The organism is Bartonella rhinolophi (genome assembly GCF_036576165.1).
Lineage (GTDB): Bacteria > Pseudomonadota > Alphaproteobacteria > Rhizobiales > Rhizobiaceae > Bartonella.
In genome coordinates, this window is the sequence record NZ_JBAFWY010000001.1 from 90,707 (window position 1) to 111,071 (window position 20,365).

The window sequence follows — 20,365 nt, forward strand, 5'->3', positions numbered from 1 at the left end:
ATATCAGGCAACATTCAAGGAGATATATTATTTATGCTTTATGGGACTTATCATGAAACAATAAAAAAAGGAAACATCAAAATGATCTTCTTAAAAAATAAAGGCCCCACCACTGCAGAGCCTCTTAGTAACTTAAAGCTTATAACAAATTAAAATTTATAAGCGACACCAACACGAAAATCATTGGTTTTGAAGTTAATTTCAAATTTTTCTTTTGCAAATTTCTTTTTACCAAAATCCGAGTAACGATATTCTGCACGTACCAAGATGTTGTCAGTCATTGCAAAATCAACACCTCCACCAAAAGTATAACCAACCATCGTCTTCGTTTCATCCGTCAGGTTTTTAGAGAAAATCACTTTTCCATCTGGATCTTTAAACGAAACCGATACGATATCTTGAAGCTGCGTATAAGCAACACCACCAGCAACATAAGGCATGATGCGATCAGCAGCAAAGCCGATACGTAACCGTGTAGCTCCAAACCAATGTTGTTTTAAAGTATGACTAAAAGTCCCTATGTTCTCTCCTTGGTCAATATCAAAGGAAGAAACCATATTTTTAACTTGCTCTACATTGTATTTATTCTTTCCATCTGCAGCTTTTTGTGCATTATGTCCTGCTCCAGCAGCATGAGATGCATATGGATTAGCTACTTTTCCACCTACACGAGGGGCAGCGTGCGAACTAGCAGAACCATGCGCGCTACTGTGTCCACCTCCACCATGAGAACCATGTCCACCGTGTGCACTATGTTCCCCATTTCCATGACCAGCCCTATGATATCCATGGGAATTCCCAGAACCACCATGCGATGCTTCTGCTGGCTTTCCATTCTGTGAAGCTTCTACTGTAGCTGATCTTGCTAATACTAATGACCCTCTTTCTGATTTTGTTGGCGCATCTGCTGGTTTTTTTGATTCTACTGTTGATTTTACTGAAACTTCTACTGATTTTTCTGGCGTCTTAGCATCTTTGTGCTCTACTTCTGCTACTGGCACTGACAACACTGCTGGTGCTAATGATGCTTTTTCTTCTGTCTTTTCTTCCGGTTTTGCTACTGCTTTTACTTCCGTTGCTTTTTCTGATCCTGCTGGTGGCGTTAATGTCGCCGTTTCTGTTGTTGTTGGTAGTGGTGTCGTTGGTGCTAATGTTGGTGTTGGCGTTTGTGTTACTGTTGTTGCTGATCTACGAGCCCTTCTTACTGCACTTTCTACCTCATCATCATTAAATGTGTCTAACGTAATCGTTTTTGTGTGCTTTCGTCCAGACAACATTAAATCCGTATCAATACCAAAAATGAAATTATCTCCAAGATCAATATTAGATCCCGCATAAAAACCACCGACGAAACCTGAAGGTTTAGGCGCCAACTCTTTATTCAGCAGTGCATCTTCGTTCTCACCAGTAATACTCATATCAGTTTTACTTGAAAAACCACCAACTTGGCCACCAAAATAAAAACCCGTCCATGTAAAAGTAGGTGCCACAATAGTTGACGGAACAGCAGGTGCTGGTTGATGAGGAATCACTACATCAGCTGCCTGTGCTGCAGAAGCTGAAATCAAAGCAAAAACGGATGCCGTTACTAAACGTTTTGTATTCATAATCCATCTCCAAATATCCAAAAGGAGGTTTTTTATAAGCCATCCTCTTTGAAATATCTGTAGTAAAAATGACACAATCACAAAAAAATAAAGGCTCCGTCAAAGACGGAACCTTTTAATAATTAAACTTTTTTAAAAAATTAGAATTTGTAAGCTACACCAACACGAAAATCGTTAGTTTTGTAAGCAATTTTAGATTCAAAATCATCTAAAAATTTCTTCTTACCAAAATCCGAGTAACGGTATTCTGCGCGCAAAATAACATTATCAGTCATCGCGAAATCAAAACCAGCACCAAGAGTATAACCAACCATTATATTAGTTGCATCTAATAGGTTAGCAGAGTATGTCGCACCTAATGTAGTGCCAGCGCTTGCTTGAGTTATAACATTTTGGCTTTCAGCATTTTTGCTATCATCTTGATTTTTACCCGCATTTTGGCTTCCACCTGTATCATTACTCTTTACTTTTGTTACAGAAACCGTATTTATAAACTGCATCTGTGCATAAGCAATACCACCAGCAACAAAAGGCATAAAACGTTCAGAAATTGCAAAACCAAGACGTACCCGCGTAGCACCAGACCACTTTTCCCTTAAAGTAAAATCATCTACTACTTTGTCACCTATCGCAAATTTGTCTTCAGCAGGCACATTAGCACCCGCACCTGCAAACTGCGTACCAAGATTATTAGCCCAATCCTCATTATTAAGGGTTGCTGAACCAATTTGTTTTATGTCTTCATGATCAGCCCAAACTGCATCCGTCTCAACCCCTAAAATAAGACGCTTTTCAAGATGGACATTGGAACCTGCATAAATACCACCCATGAAACCTGAAGGCTTAGGTGTTATATCTTTATTGAGCTTATCTTCCCCTTCACCAATATTTACCTTACTGGAAAAGTTACCAAGCTGACCACCAAGATAAAAACCTGTCCAAGAAAATGTAGGAGTAAAAGTGACAGCTGATGGCACTTCTCTAGGCATTATAATATCTGCAGCTTGCACAGCAGAAGCTGAAACCAAAGCAATAGCAGAAGTCGCTACTAAACATTTTATATTCATAAATTTTGCTCCTAAATTAATTATAGCACCATGATATACAATTACACAAAAAAAATCTGTGATAAAAATAACACAGTAACATAAAATAAAAATTTCATTAAAATGAAATCTTGATTAACTTAATTTAACCATAATTTAGAGAAAATTTAATCTCTTTTACGTGCTTTTATTGAATAAATTAAAGGCTCTGCCAAAGACAGAGCCCCTTAATAACTTAATTGTGCAACAAATTAAAATTTGTAAGCTACACCAACACGGAAATCATTGGTCTTGTAAGAAGTATCATATTGCTCATTTAAAAATTTCTTTGTACCAAAATCAGAATAGCGATATTCTGCACGCATAATAATGTTATCAATCATTGCGAAATCAACACCAGCACCAAGAGTATAACCAACCATCATCTTTGTTTCATTAAATACCTTACCAGAAACTGCTTTTGGAGTGCCTGAAGTTCCAGTTTCCTTTACCGAGACCATATCGATACCACGTAACTGCGTATAGGCAACACCACCTGCAACGTAAGGCATAAAACGATCAGCAGTTACAAAACCAAAACGTATCCGCGTAGCACCAGACCACTTTTCTCTCAAAGTAAAATCATCCGTTCTCGTGCTATTTTCTTTAATTACATCATTTACATTATCAGTAATTTTAGCATTTACAAAATCTTGCTTAAGACTAGCCGCTGCATCTGCACTCAGTGAAACATCTGTAGCAATTTGTTTTGTATCTTCTTGATTAGCCCAAACTGCATCCGTTTCAATTCCAAAAACAAAACCGTTTCTAAGATCTATATTGGAACCTGCATAAAGTCCCCCCATAAAACCTGAAAGCTTAGGTGTCGCATTTTTCTTAACATCCCTGAGCCCCTCACTCATATTAATTTTACCTAAAAAATTACCAACTTGGCCACCAAGGTAAAAGCCCCCCCAAGAGAATCTAGGAGTAAAGGTGACAGAGGATGACGCTTCTCTATATCTGGTAATGTCTCTATATGTCGTAACATCTGCAGCCTGCACCACAGAAACTGAAATTAAAGCAATAACAGCAGTTGTTACTAAAGATTTCATATTCATAAAATTTGCTCCTCATTAATATAGTGCAATGATACACAACTCACACAAAAAAACTGTGATAAAAATGATACGAGCTTAGAAATAAGCGTTTTATTGCGCAAAGAAATTTTTATATCCTTAATTTTACCATAATTTTAAAATTTCCGATTCTTCTACATTACTCAAACTCAAATTTGTCCTTTACATATCCCTTTTCATTAACACCTGAAATGATACTGAGTGATGATATGCGAAAAATGTTGTTAACCACAAAAAAACAGCAAAGGCTCTGTCAAAGACAGAGCCTTCTTAATAACTTAATTGTGCGACAAATTAAAATTTGTAAGCTACACCAACACGGAAATCATTGGTTTTGTAACCAACTTCATATTTATCCTTTGCAAATTTCGTTTTGCCGAAATCTGAGTAACGGTATTCTGCACGCAAAATAACATTATCAACCATTGCAAAATCAAAACCAGCACCAAGGGTATAACCAACCGTCATTTTTGTTTTATCAAACAGATCACCAGAGAGTTTTATAGGTTTTTCATCCTTATCGGTTACCGTAACGTGATTGATACCCCGCAACTGTGTATAGGCAACACCACCAGCAACATAAGGCATAAAACGATCAGCAACTGCAAAACCAAGACGTACCCGCGTAGCACCAGACCATTTTTCTCTCAAAGTCAAATCATCTGCTACTTTACTTTCCGCCACAAATAATGCCGTTTGATCACCATCGATCTTAACATTAGCATTTTCAAAATCTTGCTTAAGATTAGCTGCATCTGCAGCATCAACCAAACTCCATGAGTCGACATTTTTTGTGTCTTCACGATCAGCCCAAACTGCATCCGTTTCAACCCCAAAAATAAAACCATTTCCAAGATCTACATTGCTACCTGCATAAATACCGCCCATGAAACCTGAAGGTTTAGGTGTAAACTCTTTCTTAAGAGCGTCTGTTACATTTCTTCTATGTACATCATTCTTGCTTGAGAAATTACCAAGCTGACCACCAAGATAAAAACCTGTCCAAGAAAAAGTGGGAGTAAAGGTGACAACTGATTGTGCTTCTCTAGGCATCATAACATCTGCAGCCTGCACAGCAGAAGCTGAAACTAAAGCAATAACAGAAGTCGCTACTAAACATTTTATATTCATAAATTTTGCTCCTAAATTAATTATGACACAATGATACATAATTACACAAAAAAATCTGTGATAAAAATAACACATATATTAAAATAAATGCTTCTTTAAGAACAAAATTTTTTATTGGCTTAATTTTGCCATAATTTTGATTGCTTTTATCCTTTTCGCTTGAGAGCTTTGGCAAGAAAAAACATTATAAATTAAGAAAAAGCAAAGGCTCTGCCAAAGACAGAGCCCCTTAATAACTTAATTGTGCAACAATTAAAATTTGTAAGCTACACCAACGCGGAAATCATTGGTTTTGTAAGAAACGTCGTTTTTGTCTTTTGCAAATTTCTTTTTACCGAAATCTGAGTAACGATATTCCGCACGTACAATAACATGATTGGTCATTGAGAAATCAACACCTGCACCAAGGGTATAACCAACCAATGACTTTTTTTCATCCGACAAGTTACCAGAAGCGATTACTTTACCTGTATCACTTTTTGTTACTGATATCGATGCAATATCTTGAAGCTGTGTATAGGCAATACCACCAGCAATATATGGCATAATGCGATTAGCAGCAAACCCAACACGCATACGTGTAGCACCAGCCCACTTTTCTTTAAAAGTGAAGCTACTAGCACGCTTATCATCCTTTTGGATATCATCATCGCTTATCTGGATTCCTGCATCTGTCAGTATCCTCTTAATATATGGTATATCAGCTTCATTAATATTGTATGCTCTTCCCATCTTAGTATCACTTTTATCAGACCAAACAATATCTGTATCAACACCCAAAACAAGACCATTGCCGAGATCAACATTGGAGCCCGCATAAAAGCCACCCATAAAACCTGAGAGCTTGGGCAAAAGATCCTTATTAGCAGAAATCCATTTTCCTTGACTGAAAATATCCATTTTCGTTTTGCTAGAAAAACTACCAATCTGCCCACCAAGGTAAAAACCTGTCCAAGAAAAAGCGGGGGCAACAATAACTGGCGCAATTGGTGCAGGATCACGAGGGACAATAACATCCGCTGCCTGCGCCGCAGAAGCCGAAACTAAAGCAAAAGCAGAAGCTGTTATTAACCATTTCATATTCATAATTTCTCTCCATAGCTGATATTTGAACACGCAATCTCATATAGAGCCACAACTGCAGATATCTGTAGTAAAAATGATACACTCATAAGAAAACACACGTCCTATCAAACCTATTACGCCACAAACTCTTAGTAATTTATCTGTAACAATAAAATATTTGTAAGCTACAACTCACGTAAAAATCATCAATCTTTTTGTCAAATTCAACTTTGTTCTTTATGAATTTTCATCAAAATTTAAACTAAGAATACTTTCCATATCAAACAACGCTGCTAATCATTGCAAAATGCAACACAAAAACCAAAAATATAAACGAACAGAACTTTGGCTTTAATTATCAAATACGCTAAATTAAACTGTCTATGCCTCATCACACCAAAAAGGAAAGCTTTTATTTGTACATAAGCGACATCCCTAGCAATATAAAAACATGACTAGCAAAACCGTAATACTCAAACACTGCCCTTCATTTTTTAAAATGAGAATGCGCATTGGACTGACTATTTTATTAAATATAATTTCTTCCTTCTAACAAATTTTCTTTAAAAAAATTTGCTCAATTCTTTATTATTATTAAATTATCTCCTTGTCTTTTTATGCTCAATAAGACAGCGCTAGCATTAATATTGTATCTACAAAACTTAGATAAAATCTCTTAAAAAATGAGGAAATTTTCTTCACAACCTTCAGCATAGGCTCACTTAAAAAATCACCCATCTGACTTCCACTCTCCTCAAAAAAAATTCGTGCTAACGCACAAAAAACAACCCATCCCTTTATTTTGCGCGAAATACAAATCCAAAAAAAGCAATAAACCCCTTTAAAATAGAATCTTGTACCACTTTACAATCTACAACAAATTAAACTGATAGATCATACTCAAAACTCCATGAAATCCACATTTTCCCCTCATGTTCACCTCTTACCTAAATTTAATTCTCCCCCTCTTATATGAAAACACCGCCATCAATCACTCTAAAACTCCCACCCCGACAAAGCACATACCATTATAATGCCTCCACATTCTCAAGCTATAAAGCCCCCCTTCCGACTTTACTTATGGCCGAAAGGAAAGATCCCCCTCTTAACACTACTTCTTTGCTTGCTAAAAACTCATCGGACCACGAGAAAACTTTGGTCGTTGTTTTTGCCTTCCTCCCCACAATCCAGAACCTGCTCTCCTTCTACTTGGAAACGATACAGATACTGACTTAGGAGCTTTTGTCCATTTATTATTATCAGTATAAGAAAATTTCTCTCGAATAATTCTTCCCCAAGAACTGCTAACCTTTTCACTAAAAAGAAAATCTCTAGAAGGAATAGCAGAAGAAGTGGTTCGCACTAACTTTTGAGGGATGATAAGAGCAGCTCCTTGAACCAAAAAGAGTGAAGCAAAAGCAGAAGCTGCAATAAAAAAAGATTTTATATTCATAAACCTATCTCCATGTTAAAATACATAATGTATTTTACATAGGAAGATTACCTCAAGCTTCTATAGGAAAAAAATAATATTTTATAAATTTCAAAAAAAATCCCTATAAAAATAGAGCTTTGCAGCATTCTTATTTCAAAATAAGCAGACTTGTTAAGTTGCGCTAACACAAAAATCACTGATTTTGTAACAAATAAATACAATATGAAAACCAGATATTAAACTCACTCTACAGATCTACGCCAGCTCACTTTCTTTAACAGAAGCCTTTCATCCCATATTGTCCAATGCGATTTCAGCAGAATTTGTATGCCAAACTTTGATACAGCATTTACCCATGTCTATTTACTGCCATCCTCTTAAAAACAGTTATAAACATAAGAAAGCACATGCTCACCGATACTTCCATTATGCAATACTCAAATTAAACAGCACCTATTACACGAAAATTTTACCATAAAATACCGGAATAGAAATAAACGAAAAAACACTATCATCCATCTATCGTATATGAGTATTTTGTTTTGTTGCTTCGATAGCTTTTCCTATTATCGGTTAAAAGATGATTTTTTTGAACTCAACTATGTGCAAAAATATCAACCTCTGGCCATCCCAAAAGATCGAGCTTTGCCCTCATAGGCAAAAATTGGAAACATGCTTTTGCAACATTTTCGCGCTCTTCACGTCTTAAGCGTTCTTCAAATATACCTTTTAAACGATGCAAATATAAAACATCTGATGCGGCATATTCAATTTGTGCAGACGACAAAGTTTCTGCTGCCCAATCAGAAGATTGTTGCTGTTTAGAAATATTCACATTTAATAATTCACTACAAATTTCCTTTAGTCCATGACGATCTGTATAGGTACGAGTGAGTTTTGAGGCAATTTTTGTGCAAAAAACGACATCTGGCATAACACCAAATGTATGCGCTAAAATAGCAAGATCAAAACGTCCAAAATGGAATATTTTAGTAATCGCCTTATCTTCAAGCAATTTAACCAAATTGGGAGCACTCTTTTGCCCCTTAGCGATCTGTACAACGTCAGCAGTACCATCTCCAGAAGAAAGCTGAACAACACACAAACGATCACGATGCGGCTGTAACCCTAAAGTTTCTGTATCAACTGCAACAGCATCAACTTTATAATTATCTAAGTTTGGTAAATCACCTTGATGAACACGAACCTTTGTCATCTATACTCCTTTTTTGCTAAAGTTGTAAGAATACGCGCCCAAGACCGCTGCCCTTTATGAAACGATTTTAGATTATATTTTTCATTAGGCGAATGAATACGGTCATCATCGAGTGCGAACCCAACCAAAACGGTTTCCATATCAAGAATTGACTGAAAGTCTCCAACAACTGGAATCGATCCCCCCATAGCAGTTAATAAAGCCGGCTTGCCCCACTCTTGCGATAAAGCGTCCCTCGCTGCCTCAATAAAAGGTGAATCATAGGGAAGCTGAATCGCTGGAGAAGCACCATGCTCTTTAAATGTAACTGTACAGTCAGCAGGAATAAAACTGCGCACATAGTTGCGAAAAGTTTGACGTATTTTTTCTGGATCTTGCTTATGCACCAAACGAAAAGAAACTTTTGCACTTGCTTTTGAAGCAATAACTGTTTTAAATCCTTCACCTTCATAGCCACCACTAATACCGTTAATTTCTGCCGTAGGACGAGCCCATATTTGTTCCAAAATACTCCGTCCCTTTTCACCTGTAGGAATGGAAAGGCCTACAGGGCCTAAAAATGTCTCAGCATTACACTCAAGCTTATTCCATGATTGCAAAATATGCGGCGGTGTTTCTTCCACACCATCATAAAAACCAGAAAGTGTTACGCGACCATCTTCGTCGTGAAGTTCTGCTAAAATTTTGGTTAAAATACGAATAGGATTGGCTGCTGCACCTCCAAAAGACCCAGAGTGCAAATCACAATTAGCTGCCGTAACAATGATCTCTTCTCCTAACATCCCCCGCAAACCAACTGCAACCGACGGTGTATTCACATCCCACATTGATGTATCGCAAACCAATGCGCAATCAGCCTTCAACTCATCAATATTTTCTTTTAAAAAAGGAATCAGCGAAGGAGAGCCACTTTCTTCCTCACCCTCAAATAAAATTGTAACCTTAACAGGAAGCTGTCCTGTCTTCTGTTTAAAAGCGCGACATGCTTCAATAAAAGTCATAAGCTGACCTTTATCATCTGAAGCACCACGAGCACAAATAACCTTCTCTTCTCCTCGTTCTTTTAAAGAAGGCTTAAATGGATCATCTTCCCATAAATTCAGCGGATCAACAGGTTGAACATCATAGTGTCCATAAAAAAGCACATGCAAACAATTTTCCGAAGGTCCAGGATGATGACCAACAACCATTGGATGACCAAGTGTATCACGACGTGAAGCATCAAAGCCAATGCTTTTTAAATCCTCCACTAACCAATCGGCTGTTTTACGACATACATCTTTATAGGATGGATCTGTAGAGATTGATGGAAAACGCAAAAGCGAAAAAAGGCGCTCGAGGCTCTTTTCTATATTTTCATCAAGATGTGTCAGTACTTTATTCAGCATAAAAACCTCTCAAGCCTCGCGCAATTGCAAATATGACTTTAAGCCTCTTATTAAATTTTGCAAGATACCTTATTCATTTTTGACACTGTGGACAGTAAAAACTCGAACGTCCTGACTGCAAAATACGTACAATAGGCGTTCTACATTGCAAACACTCTTTTCCTTCACGTCCATAAACCGAAAAAGCGTGTTGAAAATAACCAAGTGAGCCATCAACATGCATATAATCACGTAAAGAAGACCCACCAGACAAAATTGCTTCAGCAATAACATCGCGTATATTCTGTGCTAAAGAATCTGCAAACTTACGTGCACGTACAGTTTTCAGTGCCAATGTAAATGCACCGCGCTGTGGGGATAAGCAACTACGCCAAAGTGCCTCGCAAACATAAATATTTCCAAGACCTGCAACAATAGACTGATCAAGTAAAACTCCTTTAAGGGATATTTTCTTATTTAAAAAAGTCTTTTGTAAATAACTACCAGAAAACACATTACTCATAGGTTCAGGCCCTAGCTTCTTTAGAAGTGGATGCTCATAAAGCTCTCTTGTTCCCACTAAAAGCATAAAACCAAAACGACGAGAATCATTATAAATAAGACGATAAGCTTTACCGTTTTTTGCCTGAACATCCATTATAAAGTGATCATGCGCCACCAATTTACCCATCAAAAAAGATTCTTTTCCTAAAACTCTGTCCTCTATACGCCACGATCCTGACATGCCTAAATGGCTTAAAATCGTTTCATCTTGTGAAAGATGAAACAGTAAATATTTCGCACGCCGACCAAGTTCTAAGATCACTCTCCCCACAAGCCGTTTAGAAAATGCTTCTGGAAAAGGAAACCGCAAATTTTGACGATTAAGTGTGACAGATACAATCCTTGCGCCAGTCAATACCGGATCAAGTCCACAACGAACCGTTTCTACTTCAGGAAGCTCAGGCATCCACCTTCCAAATAACCAAGCATTGACAAACAATATGTTGTTTAAAATACCACAATATTAAGCCCACTCACCTTGGCGAAACACAGGAACTCTCATGCCATCTCGCGTAATGCCATCTATGTTAGTTTCACTTGATCCAATCATCCAATCAATATGAATCATACTTTTATTACCACCACGCGCTGCAATCTCCTCCGCCGTTAATGATGCTCCATCTAAAAAGCATTTGGAATAACATTGCCCTAAAGCAATATGGCATGCAGCATTTTCATCAAACAATGTATTATAAAAAAGGAGGTTGCTCTTAGAAATCGGGGAAGAATGTGGAACAAGAGCAACTTCACCTAACCGGCTTGCACCTTCATCAGTTTGTAAAATCTGTTGCAAAATTTCCTGACCTGTCGAAGCGCGCGCATCAACAATACGTCCCGCTTCAAAACGCACCTCAATATTATTAATCAGTGCTCCTTGATAGGAAAGTGGTTTTGTTGAACGAACAAAACCTTCAACCTTATAAGCATGAGGAGTAGTAAACACTTCCTCTGTTGGAATATTAGGATTGCAAACAACACCATTTTGAGCAGCCGACGCACCACCATGCCATTCATGATCATCTGCTAAACCAATCATCAAATCAGTTCCTGACCCTGTAAAATGCAAAGCAGCAAAACGCTGCTCATTAAGCCAAGACGACTGTTGCTTCAAAGTTGCATTATGTACACTCCACGCACAAACTGGATCCTCTTCTGTAACACGTGAAGCAGCAAAAATTGCATCAGCTAACTTCTTAATCGCTTCATGAAGAGGTAAGGAAGGAAATATAGCTGCAGCCCATCCTGCTGTTGGATAAGCAACAATCGACCAATTTATGGCAAAATTCGATATTTTTTTAAGGGCAGGCTGATACGCCATCGAGGTAGCCTTATTTAAACGTGCAACTTTATTTAAATCTTGATTGGAAAGCAGCAAAGGGTCATCACCAATGATAGCTAAACGTGCAGCTCCATTTTCAAAAGCTTTTGCCATTCCTTCATAAAGCCAAAAAGGCGCGCAATCAAAACTGGCAGTACATGCATTTTCAAAGCGTGTAAGCGACAATACATCATCATTTAAAAGTGGTGTAACTACACCAGCGCCAGCTTTATAGGCATGATATGCAATACGCCGAACCAAAGGTAATGCAACGACTGGAGCAGTTAGAACAAGATCCTGCCCCTCTTGTAAATTGAGTCCTACTTTCACCGCAACTTCTGCGAGACGGTTAAGCATTTCAGATGAAACCGCATCATGGATATCAAGATGCATTACCAATATCCCTTTCCTAGATTATGAAAGAATTATCGACCTCTGTACCGCTCTTCTAACATGGCAACAACTGCATTTAATTGATCTGATGAGGGCACAGCATATGCTATAACTGACTTGCTTTCCACTCTTCGATTGGTGCGATAAGGCGCATTTATAGGAATAGGAACTTTGTCAAGTTGTGCAACAACAAAAGGTTCTTTCTGTGCTTTTTTTGCCTGTGCTATATCTATCGCAAGAGACATATTTTTCTTTTCTTCTGCTTTTACTCCCTTACTTTCTAAGCTCGCATCCATGAAAATCGGCGCATTACCAGCACGTTCTTGAGCAAAAGCAAAAGCAACATCATAAGGGCGATTATTAGCAGGAACTTGACGCGATCCATCACGCGCGCGCCTTTCATAAAAAGCATTTCCCCCTGCAACACGAACATAGTGCATATTTTTATAAGGAAAGGATAAACCAGCAGTATGAAAAAACATAGCATCTTTCACTTTCTTATCCCGTTCGCCACGTAAAACAGCATCAGCAGCCTCTTTAACACGAGCAACAGATGCCGGCTCAGTCATAGGACGTGTTAAAACACCAGGAGCAAACTGCTTATACTGACCAACAACACCACAAATTGTTTTTGGGTAGGCGGTTGAATTGACACGATTCATCACAACAGTTCCAACTGCAATCATTCCTTCACGGCTTGTACGATTTGATTCAAAATACATTGCTCGCATCAAGCATTGGCGTTCTGTCAATGGATACACCACTGTTTTCGCTTTTTTATTATTATTCACTTTCCCAAAACCAACACGATTTGAAGCACAACCCACAATAACCAACGGTGCTATGCAACAGATAATAAAAACAGTCCAACAATTTTTTTTCATCGTGTGCAATACATTCCTATGTCTTTGAAAATTCAAAATCTAAGTAAGTTCTAAATACATCTTGAAAATATACAGCCAATTATTACTACTTAGTAAACTTTTAATACAGGCAGTAATTTAAAGAATGTTTATGTGAAAAAAAATAAAAAATTCTTAATTTAAAGCATAGATCATTTCATAAGCTGTACAATTTAATTTTGCCATTACTCATCGTTGTATATGAATACCAAAATAAAAATCTTCTCATTGCTGTTTTCAAAAAATAATATTTATGAATATTATCCAACAATGATGCATACGAGAAAAATGAATTAGAATATAGATAAAAAATTTCAGCTAAATCCAAGATATAATTGAAATACTACCCCGCCCTCAAAACAGTATGCAGCCATACCATTCATTTAAACCGACAATGGGGTACTAAAACTATCTGCACTCATATTGAAGCGACCTAAATGAATATTTTTCATCACAAACTTTAACACAATGACAAAAAAACAAAAAAGAATCTTCTCTTCTAACTTCAAAGCGTAAACGACAATACAGCTCAAAACCTAAACATCTCGCACCAAGAATCAAAAAATCCACAATAGTCAATTTAAAAAAACTTTTCGCTTTTTCTCCATTACCCATAATACACATACTACACCTCCCGCTTATGTTGAAAAAAGCGTTTAGTGTTCTTCATCTTTAATAACAAAATCATTTTCTGCGTCTAAGACTAAAACCTTAATTTGTTTTCTTTTCCTCTACTCCCACCTTATATGTAAGATCATCACGGGGACGATCATAAGACATATGGTAACCTGTTATAATATAGTGTAGCATTTCAGCAATATTGGTAACATGATCACCAATTCGTTCAATGTTTTTTATACAAAAAAGCAAATGCGTACAAACCGTGATATTGCGCATATCTTCCATCATGTAACTCAAAAGCTCACGAAAAAGAGAAGTATACAAAGCATCAATTTTATCATCACGCTCGCGTACTGCATCAACACGATCCAATAAGCGGCTAGTATAGGCATTTAATACTTCCTTTAACTGATTGAGTGCTAAAGCTGTGATCGTTTCAAGTCCACAGTAAAAAGCTGCAGATTGACGTGCTTCTGAAATAGCAACCGTACGTTTAGCAATATTTTTAGCCATATCCCCAATCCGCTCAAGATCAGAAGAAATGCGAATAGCACCAACAATTTCACGCAAATCAACAGCCATCGGTTGACGCTTACAAATAATCGTAATAGCTTTTTCATCAATATCGCGCTCTGCTTTATCCAAAAATAAATCATCGGCAATCACTGTTGTCGCAAGCTGAGGATCGTTATGCACAATTGATGCTACAGAACGTTGAATCATTTTTTCAGCATGATCCCCCATTTCCATAATTTTTTCTTCCAAATATTTTAGTTCTACATCATAAGAACGGACAGTATGGTTCATAGACATATCATATTCCTCTATTCACTTACCCAAAACGCCCCGTAATATAATCTTGCGTACGTTGCTCTTTTGGTGAGGTGAAAATCGTTTCAGTTGCACCAACCTCTACCAAATGCCCCAAATGAAACATGGCTGTATACTGAGAAACACGTGCTGCCTGCTGCATTGAGTGTGTTACAATGACAATTGTATAATTTTTTCGTAATTCGTCGATAAGCTCTTCAATACGTGCCGTTGCAATTGGATCAAGAGCCGAACAAGGCTCATCCATTAAAATAACTTCAGGATTAACCGCAATGGCACGAGCAATACACAAGCGCTGTTGCTGTCCTCCTGACAAGCCTGTTCCTGCCTCATAAAGACGATCTTTCACTTCTTCAAATAAACCTGCCTGCCTCAAACTCTTTTCAACAACATCATGCAACTCAGCACGCGATTTGACTAAACCATGAATACGTGGACCATAAGCGACATTTTCAAAAATAGATTTTGGAAAAGGACTGGGCTTTTGAAAAACCATCCCAACACGCGCACGCAACTCTACAACATCAATCCGCGAATCATAAATATTTTCTCCATCTAAGGTAATAAGACCTGTTATTTTAGCACCTTCAATCGTATCATTCATACGATTAAAACAGCGCAAAAAAGTTGACTTTCCGCAACCAGAAGGACCAATTAAAGCGGTAACCTGATGTTCAGGGATATCAAGAGTAACACCATGGAGAGCTTCTTTGCCTCCATAAAGAACCTTTACATCCTGACCACGCATTTTAATCTTCATTACAAAACTCACTTTGACTTTAGAACATAAATTTTATCGAAGTTACTGGCGTCGTTCAAATCGGCGACGTAAAATAACAGCAAAAATGTTCATAGCAACGAGAAAAATCATTAAGACAATAATAGCACCTGATGTCTTTTCAACAAAAGAGCGTTCTGCTTCACCCGCCCACATAAAAATTTGGACTGGTAAAGCTGTTGCTGGATCCATTGGTGTAACAGGAATATTCGCAACAAAAGCAACCATTCCAATTAAAAGCAAAGGCGCAGTTTCACCCAGTGCTTGAGCTATACCAATAATCGTACCAGTTAAAATGCCTGGCGCAGCTAAAGGAATAACATGATGAAATACCATTTGTGTTTTCGAAGCTCCCAACCCTAAAGCTGCTGCACGAATAGAGGGAGAAACAGCACGCAAAGCAGAACGCGTTGCAATGATAATCGTTGGAAGTGTCATAAGAGCTAAAACAAGCCCACCAACAAAAGAGGCTGAACGTGGCAACCCTAAAAAATTAACAAAAACAGCAAGCCCTAAAAGACCAAAAACAATCGAAGGAACAGCTGCAAGGTTATTGATATTAACTTCTATAAAATCTGTAAACTTATTTTTGCGAGCATATTCTTCAAGATAAAGAGCCGTTGCTATCCCTATTGGGAGTGAAATGACTAAAACTATAGCCATCATATAAAAAGAACCAATTATCGCAACAGCTAATCCGGCAGTCTCAGCGCGACTTGAAGCACCAAAAGTAAAAAAACCAAAATTGAATGTTTTATAAAGTGCACCTTCATGAGCCAAATGTTTCATCCATTCTACCTGACGATCTGACACTTTTCGGTTTTTTTCTGGAACACGTAAATCAATATGCCCCTTAAATGCAGCATCGATATCCGCAGCCGCTAAGACTGTGACTTTTTGTGTTGTTCCAATCAATTTTGGATCTTTTGTTACCATTTCACGTAGCTGAACGCGTACATTGCTCGAAAACATACGGTTAACATCCCGCAGCAATGCTTGATCATTTTGATCTAAATTCAATTTTTTTGCCAAAGAGTTACGCACAAGAAGTGGATAATTCGCCGTTATAAGTAGTTGTGGATTTTTTTCACGCTGTCTATTTGGATCAATGATTTTTTCATCTAAATAAACCGATAATATCATTTCGCTTTGAAAAAAAGCTGTATACCCCTGACTGATAACAGACCACAAAAGAGCAAACAAAAAAAACAAACCAATAAAAATAGCAATTAAACCATACGCACGGAAACGAAGTTCAGCCCTATATCTACGTCTGAGACCAATATTGCGACGATGCGAAAGACAAGCCTCATTCATTCATATTGTTCCCGATATTTACGCACGATGTAAAGAGCAAGAATATTCATCAAAAAAGTTACAATAAAGAGCGTCATCCCCAAAGCAAAGGCTACAAGAGTTTGTGGAGAATTAAACTCAAAATCACCCGTTAATTGATTAACAATCTTAACTGTCATCGTAGTCATCGCTTCAAATGGATTAAAAGTTAAATTTGCTGCAACGCCTGCTGCCAAAACCACAATCATTGTCTCCCCAATTGCACGTGATGCTGTCAACAAAATCGCACCTATAATCCCTGGAAATGCTGCTGGTATGACTACTTTTTTAATCGTTTCAGATTGCGTCGCTCCTAAACCATAAGACCCTTCACGCAAAAAACGTGGAACAGCCGTAATCACATCATCTGACAAAGAAGAAACAAAAGGAATCAACATAATCCCCATCACAAACCCAGCTGTCAAAACACTTTGAGCCATAACAAAACCAGTCCCACCAGAGAGAGAAACAGAAAGATCACGTAAGAATGGCCCAACAACCTTCAAAGCAAAAAAACCGTAAACAATGGTTGGAATACCAGCAAGAACTTCCAATAATGGCTTTACAATTGATCGCAATCGGGTAGAAGCGTATTCAGCCATATAAAGAGCTGAAAATAATCCAATAGGAACAGCAAAAAGCATTGCTACAAACGCAATATAGAGTGTGCCAGCAAGGAGCGGTATTAACCCAAATTGCCCTACTTCATCTCCTGAACCGCTAGCTGAAAAGCGTGGATCCCAAACCGTTCCAAAAAAGAAATTTGAAAAAGGTACAGACTGAAAAAAATACATCGTCTGAAAAAACATAGAAAGTGCAATGCCGACTGTCGTTAAAACTGCAACTATAGATGCACAAACCAACCCAATAACAATCAAACACTCAACTTTATTGCGCGCACGTTGACGTGGAGTAATTTGCACAATCCCACAGATAAAGCCACAAAGTGCAATTACAAAGAGTAAACTATGACCAGTAAATTCCAGCTTCGCAGCAGAGGCGTACCATAACTGTGCTATCTTTAACACATCATCTGGTGCTTCACTAGGTAAAATGAACCCCTTCGTAAATAATTGCGCCCGCACTTCCTTATATGAAGCAGTAGCAATATCTCCTTCAAAGCGATGAATAATTTTGGCTAAACTGCGGATAGTTCCCAAAATAAGGTCATGATTAACAGTCTCTGTCATGTGCGCTATATACGCTTCAATCTCTCGCGAAGCGCTATACTCTAAATAAATTGCACTTCCACTATCCCAACAAATTAAAAAAACAAGAGCTGGAATAACAGTTATCAAAAATGTCCACCAGCCATAATAATACGCACGAGAATGCATCTTACATTGTGCATATTCAAAAGAGCGAGCCCGTATATACGAAATACAAAAGCCAACAAAACCAAAAGTCAATAACAAAAAAATCATGAAGGAAATGCGCATATTGTCTTTCAATTTTTACAAAAAAGCAGCACAAGCAACTTTTACACTGCAAATTCAGAAAACTATTTCAAAGTCATCACGATACCATTAGAAAAAGCAGAACGCTGCGCCTTTCGCTCCTTTTCAGACGCAACAACCAAACCATATTCAGCCAATGGGCTATTAAAACCAATCATTTGATCAGAAATAAAAAAATCAACATATTCCCGCAAACCTGGAACAATACCTAAATGCGCTTTTTTAACATAGAAAAAAAGTGGACGAACAACCAGATATTCACCATTAGAAATTGTTTCAACAGTTGGCGTAAAACCATTAATATCTGCAACTTTTAGCCTATCTGCATTATTTTCATAAAAAGACAAACCCAAAACACCAATCGCTGTTTTATTAGAAGTCAGACGTGCAAACGTTTCAGAATAATCACCATCAATGTCAACAGCCTTTCCATCCCTACGTACAGCAATACAAGCAGCATTAATCGCCTTATCATCCATCCCCAAAGACTTCATTGCTTCAACTGCTCCACTAGCTTTACAACCCACAGCAAGTAATTTTTCTTCAAAAACTTCACGCGTTCCATGCTTTTCTCCAGGAATATAAGCTACTATCGCCCAATCAGGAAGAGTACTATTGACTGCATTCCACTTAGAAACTGTATTTGGCTGCAATTTTCCGTTCACAACAACCTGAGCAGCAAGTGCCTTATAAATATCCACTGGCTGCAATTGCCAATCAGGACCATTGATATCTGTTGCCAAAACAATTCCATCATACCCTATGAGTATTTCTTCAACATCTTTTACACCAGCATCAAAACAAGATTGCAATTCGCTTAGCTTCATTGCCCGTGAAGCATTAACAATGTCAACTGTGTGTTCTCCAATACCACGACAAAACTCTTTAATACCAGCACCTGAACCACCTGATTCGATAACTGGAATCTTAAAATTAGAGTAAATTTCTCCAAATATTTCAGCAACAATTTTTTGATAAGGTAAAACTGTAGATGAACCCGCAATCCGAATTTGATCACGTGCGTTACTAACATTCCCTGATAACAGGGCTACAAAAATGATTCCTATGCAAACTGATAACAATCTGCTCATTCATAAACTCCACCAAATGTGAATCCAGATCTCTGATATACACCATATAATCATCTGAATTTTAATTCACATTTGCAGCATAATAAATATAAATTTATTTTCCTGATAAAATCATATTTCAGTTCTCTGTTTTAAAAAATTTAATTTGAACGTTTAAATTCAATAATATCCCAGAAAAGATGCGCAATATCTGCACCACCAAAGTGTTTAATTTCACGAATTCCAGTGGGAGATGTAACATTGATTTCTGTTATATAATCTCCAATCACATCAATCCCTACAAGAAGAAGACCACGCTTTCTCAAAGTTGAACCAATGCGCTTGCAAATCTCATGATCACGTTCTGTTAAATCAATATTTTCCGCGCGACCTCCAACATGCATATTGGAGCGAAAATCCATTTCTGCCGAAATTCGATTAATTGCTCCAACAGGCATACCATCAAGCAAAATAATCCGTTTATCCCCTTTTCGCACTGCATCCAAATAACGCTGAACAATAAAAGGTTCGCGATAAATTTGTGCAAACATTTCCAAGAGTGATGTTAAATTGCAGTCATCTTGTTTTATATAAAAAACACCTGCTCCTCCATTACCGTAAAGCGGTTTAATGATAATATCACCAAATTTAGCTCGAAAATCCGTTATTTCTTCAACATCTTTCGTAATTAATGTTTCTGGCATCAAATCAGGAAATTCAGTAACAAAAATTTTTTCTGGACTGTTGCGTACCCATACTGGATCATTCACAACTAACGTCTTAGGGTGAATCCGTTCCAACAAATGCGTTGTGGTAATATAATTGAGATCGAAGGGTGGATCTTGGCGTAGAAGAACCACATCCATATCTGTCAACTCTTTACATACAGGCTTTTCCAATTGATAATGGTATCCTTCTTCATCATATACCGTTAATGGCTCTAATCGTGCAATCACACAACCATCGCGCATAGATAAACGATCTGGTGTATAATGAAAGAGAGAGTGTCCACGTTCTTGCGCTGCTAAAGCAAGCGCAAATGTAGTATCTCCTTGAATTTGAATCGTTGAAATATGGTCCATCTGAATAGCAATCTTCATGAATAAAACCT

General features: G+C 37.6%; 17 protein-coding genes. All 17 read right to left on the reverse strand.

Annotated features, from left to right (window positions below; translation table 11 throughout):
- Positions 1 to 149 precede the first annotated feature (149 nt).
- The 17 genes from V5N67_RS00335 to gshB all read right to left on the reverse strand — a co-directional run bounded on the left by V5N67_RS00335 (position 150) and on the right by gshB (position 20,354).
- Entirely contained in the window at positions 150 to 1,607 is a 1,458-nt protein-coding gene (locus V5N67_RS00335) for an outer membrane protein (RefSeq protein ID WP_332059732.1), read from the reverse strand.
- 140 nt (positions 1,608 to 1,747) lie between these two features.
- Positions 1,748 to 2,674: an outer membrane protein gene (locus V5N67_RS00340; RefSeq protein ID WP_332059734.1), complete on the reverse strand. Its 927-nt coding sequence runs from the start codon at positions 2,672 to 2,674 to the stop codon at positions 1,748 to 1,750.
- 230 nt (positions 2,675 to 2,904) lie between these two features.
- Positions 2,905 to 3,753: an outer membrane protein gene (locus tag V5N67_RS00345; RefSeq protein WP_332059736.1), complete on the reverse strand. Its 849-nt coding sequence runs from the start codon at positions 3,751 to 3,753 to the stop codon at positions 2,905 to 2,907.
- Between the two features lie 312 nt (positions 3,754 to 4,065).
- On the reverse strand, positions 4,066 to 4,902 hold the full coding sequence (locus V5N67_RS00350; protein ID WP_332059737.1) for an outer membrane protein: 837 nt from the start codon (positions 4,900 to 4,902) through the stop codon (positions 4,066 to 4,068).
- 252 nt (positions 4,903 to 5,154) lie between these two features.
- Positions 5,155 to 5,988, reverse strand: coding sequence for an outer membrane protein (locus tag V5N67_RS00355; protein ID WP_332059739.1), 834 nt, complete (start codon positions 5,986 to 5,988; stop codon positions 5,155 to 5,157).
- 1,105 nt (positions 5,989 to 7,093) lie between these two features.
- A complete protein-coding gene (locus tag V5N67_RS00360; protein WP_332059740.1) occupies positions 7,094 to 7,420 on the reverse strand; it encodes a hypothetical protein in 327 nt (108 codons plus the stop codon).
- A 577-nt stretch (positions 7,421 to 7,997) separates the two neighbouring features.
- On the reverse strand, positions 7,998 to 8,618 hold the full coding sequence (locus tag V5N67_RS00365; RefSeq protein WP_332059742.1) for a ribonuclease D: 621 nt from the start codon (positions 8,616 to 8,618) through the stop codon (positions 7,998 to 8,000).
- Positions 8,615 to 10,006: a dipeptidase gene (locus V5N67_RS00370; RefSeq protein ID WP_332059743.1), complete on the reverse strand. Its 1,392-nt coding sequence runs from the start codon at positions 10,004 to 10,006 to the stop codon at positions 8,615 to 8,617. The genes V5N67_RS00365 and V5N67_RS00370 overlap by 4 nt, the downstream gene beginning before the upstream one ends.
- A gap of 73 nt (positions 10,007 to 10,079) precedes the next feature.
- Positions 10,080 to 10,955, reverse strand: a complete 876-nt coding sequence (mutM, locus tag V5N67_RS00375) for a bifunctional DNA-formamidopyrimidine glycosylase/DNA-(apurinic or apyrimidinic site) lyase (protein WP_332059745.1) — start codon at positions 10,953 to 10,955, stop codon at positions 10,080 to 10,082.
- A gap of 57 nt (positions 10,956 to 11,012) precedes the next feature.
- Entirely contained in the window at positions 11,013 to 12,260 is a 1,248-nt protein-coding gene (locus tag V5N67_RS00380) for an aminopeptidase (protein ID WP_332059746.1), read from the reverse strand.
- Between the two features lie 32 nt (positions 12,261 to 12,292).
- On the reverse strand, positions 12,293 to 13,144 hold the full coding sequence (locus V5N67_RS00385; RefSeq protein ID WP_332059748.1) for a cell wall hydrolase: 852 nt from the start codon (positions 13,142 to 13,144) through the stop codon (positions 12,293 to 12,295).
- Between the two features lie 729 nt (positions 13,145 to 13,873).
- Complete coding sequence (phoU, locus tag V5N67_RS00390; RefSeq protein WP_332059749.1) at positions 13,874 to 14,596, reverse strand: phosphate signaling complex protein PhoU; 723 nt, start codon at positions 14,594 to 14,596, stop codon at positions 13,874 to 13,876.
- Between the two features lie 19 nt (positions 14,597 to 14,615).
- Complete coding sequence (gene pstB, locus V5N67_RS00395; protein WP_332059751.1) at positions 14,616 to 15,374, reverse strand: phosphate ABC transporter ATP-binding protein PstB; 759 nt, start codon at positions 15,372 to 15,374, stop codon at positions 14,616 to 14,618.
- A 42-nt stretch (positions 15,375 to 15,416) separates the two neighbouring features.
- Positions 15,417 to 16,709 carry a phosphate ABC transporter permease PstA gene (gene pstA / locus V5N67_RS00400; RefSeq protein WP_332059752.1) on the reverse strand — a complete coding sequence of 431 codons (1,293 nt, stop codon included), beginning with the start codon at positions 16,707 to 16,709 and terminating at the stop codon, positions 15,417 to 15,419.
- On the reverse strand, positions 16,706 to 18,166 hold the full coding sequence (gene pstC, locus V5N67_RS00405; protein WP_332059754.1) for a phosphate ABC transporter permease subunit PstC: 1,461 nt from the start codon (positions 18,164 to 18,166) through the stop codon (positions 16,706 to 16,708). The genes pstA and pstC overlap by 4 nt, the downstream gene beginning before the upstream one ends.
- A gap of 62 nt (positions 18,167 to 18,228) precedes the next feature.
- Positions 18,229 to 19,275 (reverse strand): substrate-binding domain-containing protein, encoded by a 1,047-nt coding sequence (locus tag V5N67_RS00410; RefSeq protein WP_332059755.1) that lies wholly within the window; start codon positions 19,273 to 19,275, stop codon positions 18,229 to 18,231.
- Between the two features lie 140 nt (positions 19,276 to 19,415).
- Positions 19,416 to 20,354, reverse strand: coding sequence for a glutathione synthase (gshB, locus tag V5N67_RS00415; protein ID WP_332059756.1), 939 nt, complete (start codon positions 20,352 to 20,354; stop codon positions 19,416 to 19,418).
- Between the last annotated feature and the right edge of the window lie 11 nt (positions 20,355 to 20,365).

Excerpts from the sequence above, each read along its gene's own strand:
- pstB (WP_332059751.1), bottom strand. The coding sequence starts at position 15,374 with ATGAAGATTAAAATGCGTGGTCAGGATGTAAAGGTTCTTTATGGAGGC.
- pstA (WP_332059752.1), bottom strand. The coding sequence starts at position 16,709 with ATGAATGAGGCTTGTCTTTCGCATCGTCGCAATATTGGTCTCAGACGT.
- V5N67_RS00355 (WP_332059739.1), bottom strand. The coding sequence starts at position 5,988 with ATGAATATGAAATGGTTAATAACAGCTTCTGCTTTTGCTTTAGTTTCG.
- V5N67_RS00365 (WP_332059742.1), bottom strand. The coding sequence starts at position 8,618 with ATGACAAAGGTTCGTGTTCATCAAGGTGATTTACCAAACTTAGATAAT.
- V5N67_RS00410 (WP_332059755.1), bottom strand. The coding sequence starts at position 19,275 with ATGAGCAGATTGTTATCAGTTTGCATAGGAATCATTTTTGTAGCCCTG.
- V5N67_RS00380 (WP_332059746.1), bottom strand. The coding sequence starts at position 12,260 with ATGCATCTTGATATCCATGATGCGGTTTCATCTGAAATGCTTAACCGT.
- gshB (WP_332059756.1), bottom strand. The coding sequence starts at position 20,354 with ATGAAGATTGCTATTCAGATGGACCATATTTCAACGATTCAAATTCAA.
- V5N67_RS00335 (WP_332059732.1), bottom strand. The coding sequence starts at position 1,607 with ATGAATACAAAACGTTTAGTAACGGCATCCGTTTTTGCTTTGATTTCA.
- V5N67_RS00345 (WP_332059736.1), bottom strand. The coding sequence starts at position 3,753 with ATGAATATGAAATCTTTAGTAACAACTGCTGTTATTGCTTTAATTTCA.
- V5N67_RS00340 (WP_332059734.1), bottom strand. The coding sequence starts at position 2,674 with ATGAATATAAAATGTTTAGTAGCGACTTCTGCTATTGCTTTGGTTTCA.
- mutM (WP_332059745.1), bottom strand. The coding sequence starts at position 10,955 with ATGCCTGAGCTTCCTGAAGTAGAAACGGTTCGTTGTGGACTTGATCCG.
- V5N67_RS00350 (WP_332059737.1), bottom strand. The coding sequence starts at position 4,902 with ATGAATATAAAATGTTTAGTAGCGACTTCTGTTATTGCTTTAGTTTCA.
- V5N67_RS00360 (WP_332059740.1), bottom strand. The coding sequence starts at position 7,420 with ATGAATATAAAATCTTTTTTTATTGCAGCTTCTGCTTTTGCTTCACTC.
- phoU (WP_332059749.1), bottom strand. The coding sequence starts at position 14,596 with ATGTCTATGAACCATACTGTCCGTTCTTATGATGTAGAACTAAAATAT.
- V5N67_RS00370 (WP_332059743.1), bottom strand. The coding sequence starts at position 10,006 with ATGCTGAATAAAGTACTGACACATCTTGATGAAAATATAGAAAAGAGC.
- V5N67_RS00385 (WP_332059748.1), bottom strand. The coding sequence starts at position 13,144 with ATGAAAAAAAATTGTTGGACTGTTTTTATTATCTGTTGCATAGCACCG.
- pstC (WP_332059754.1), bottom strand. The coding sequence starts at position 18,166 with ATGCGCATTTCCTTCATGATTTTTTTGTTATTGACTTTTGGTTTTGTT.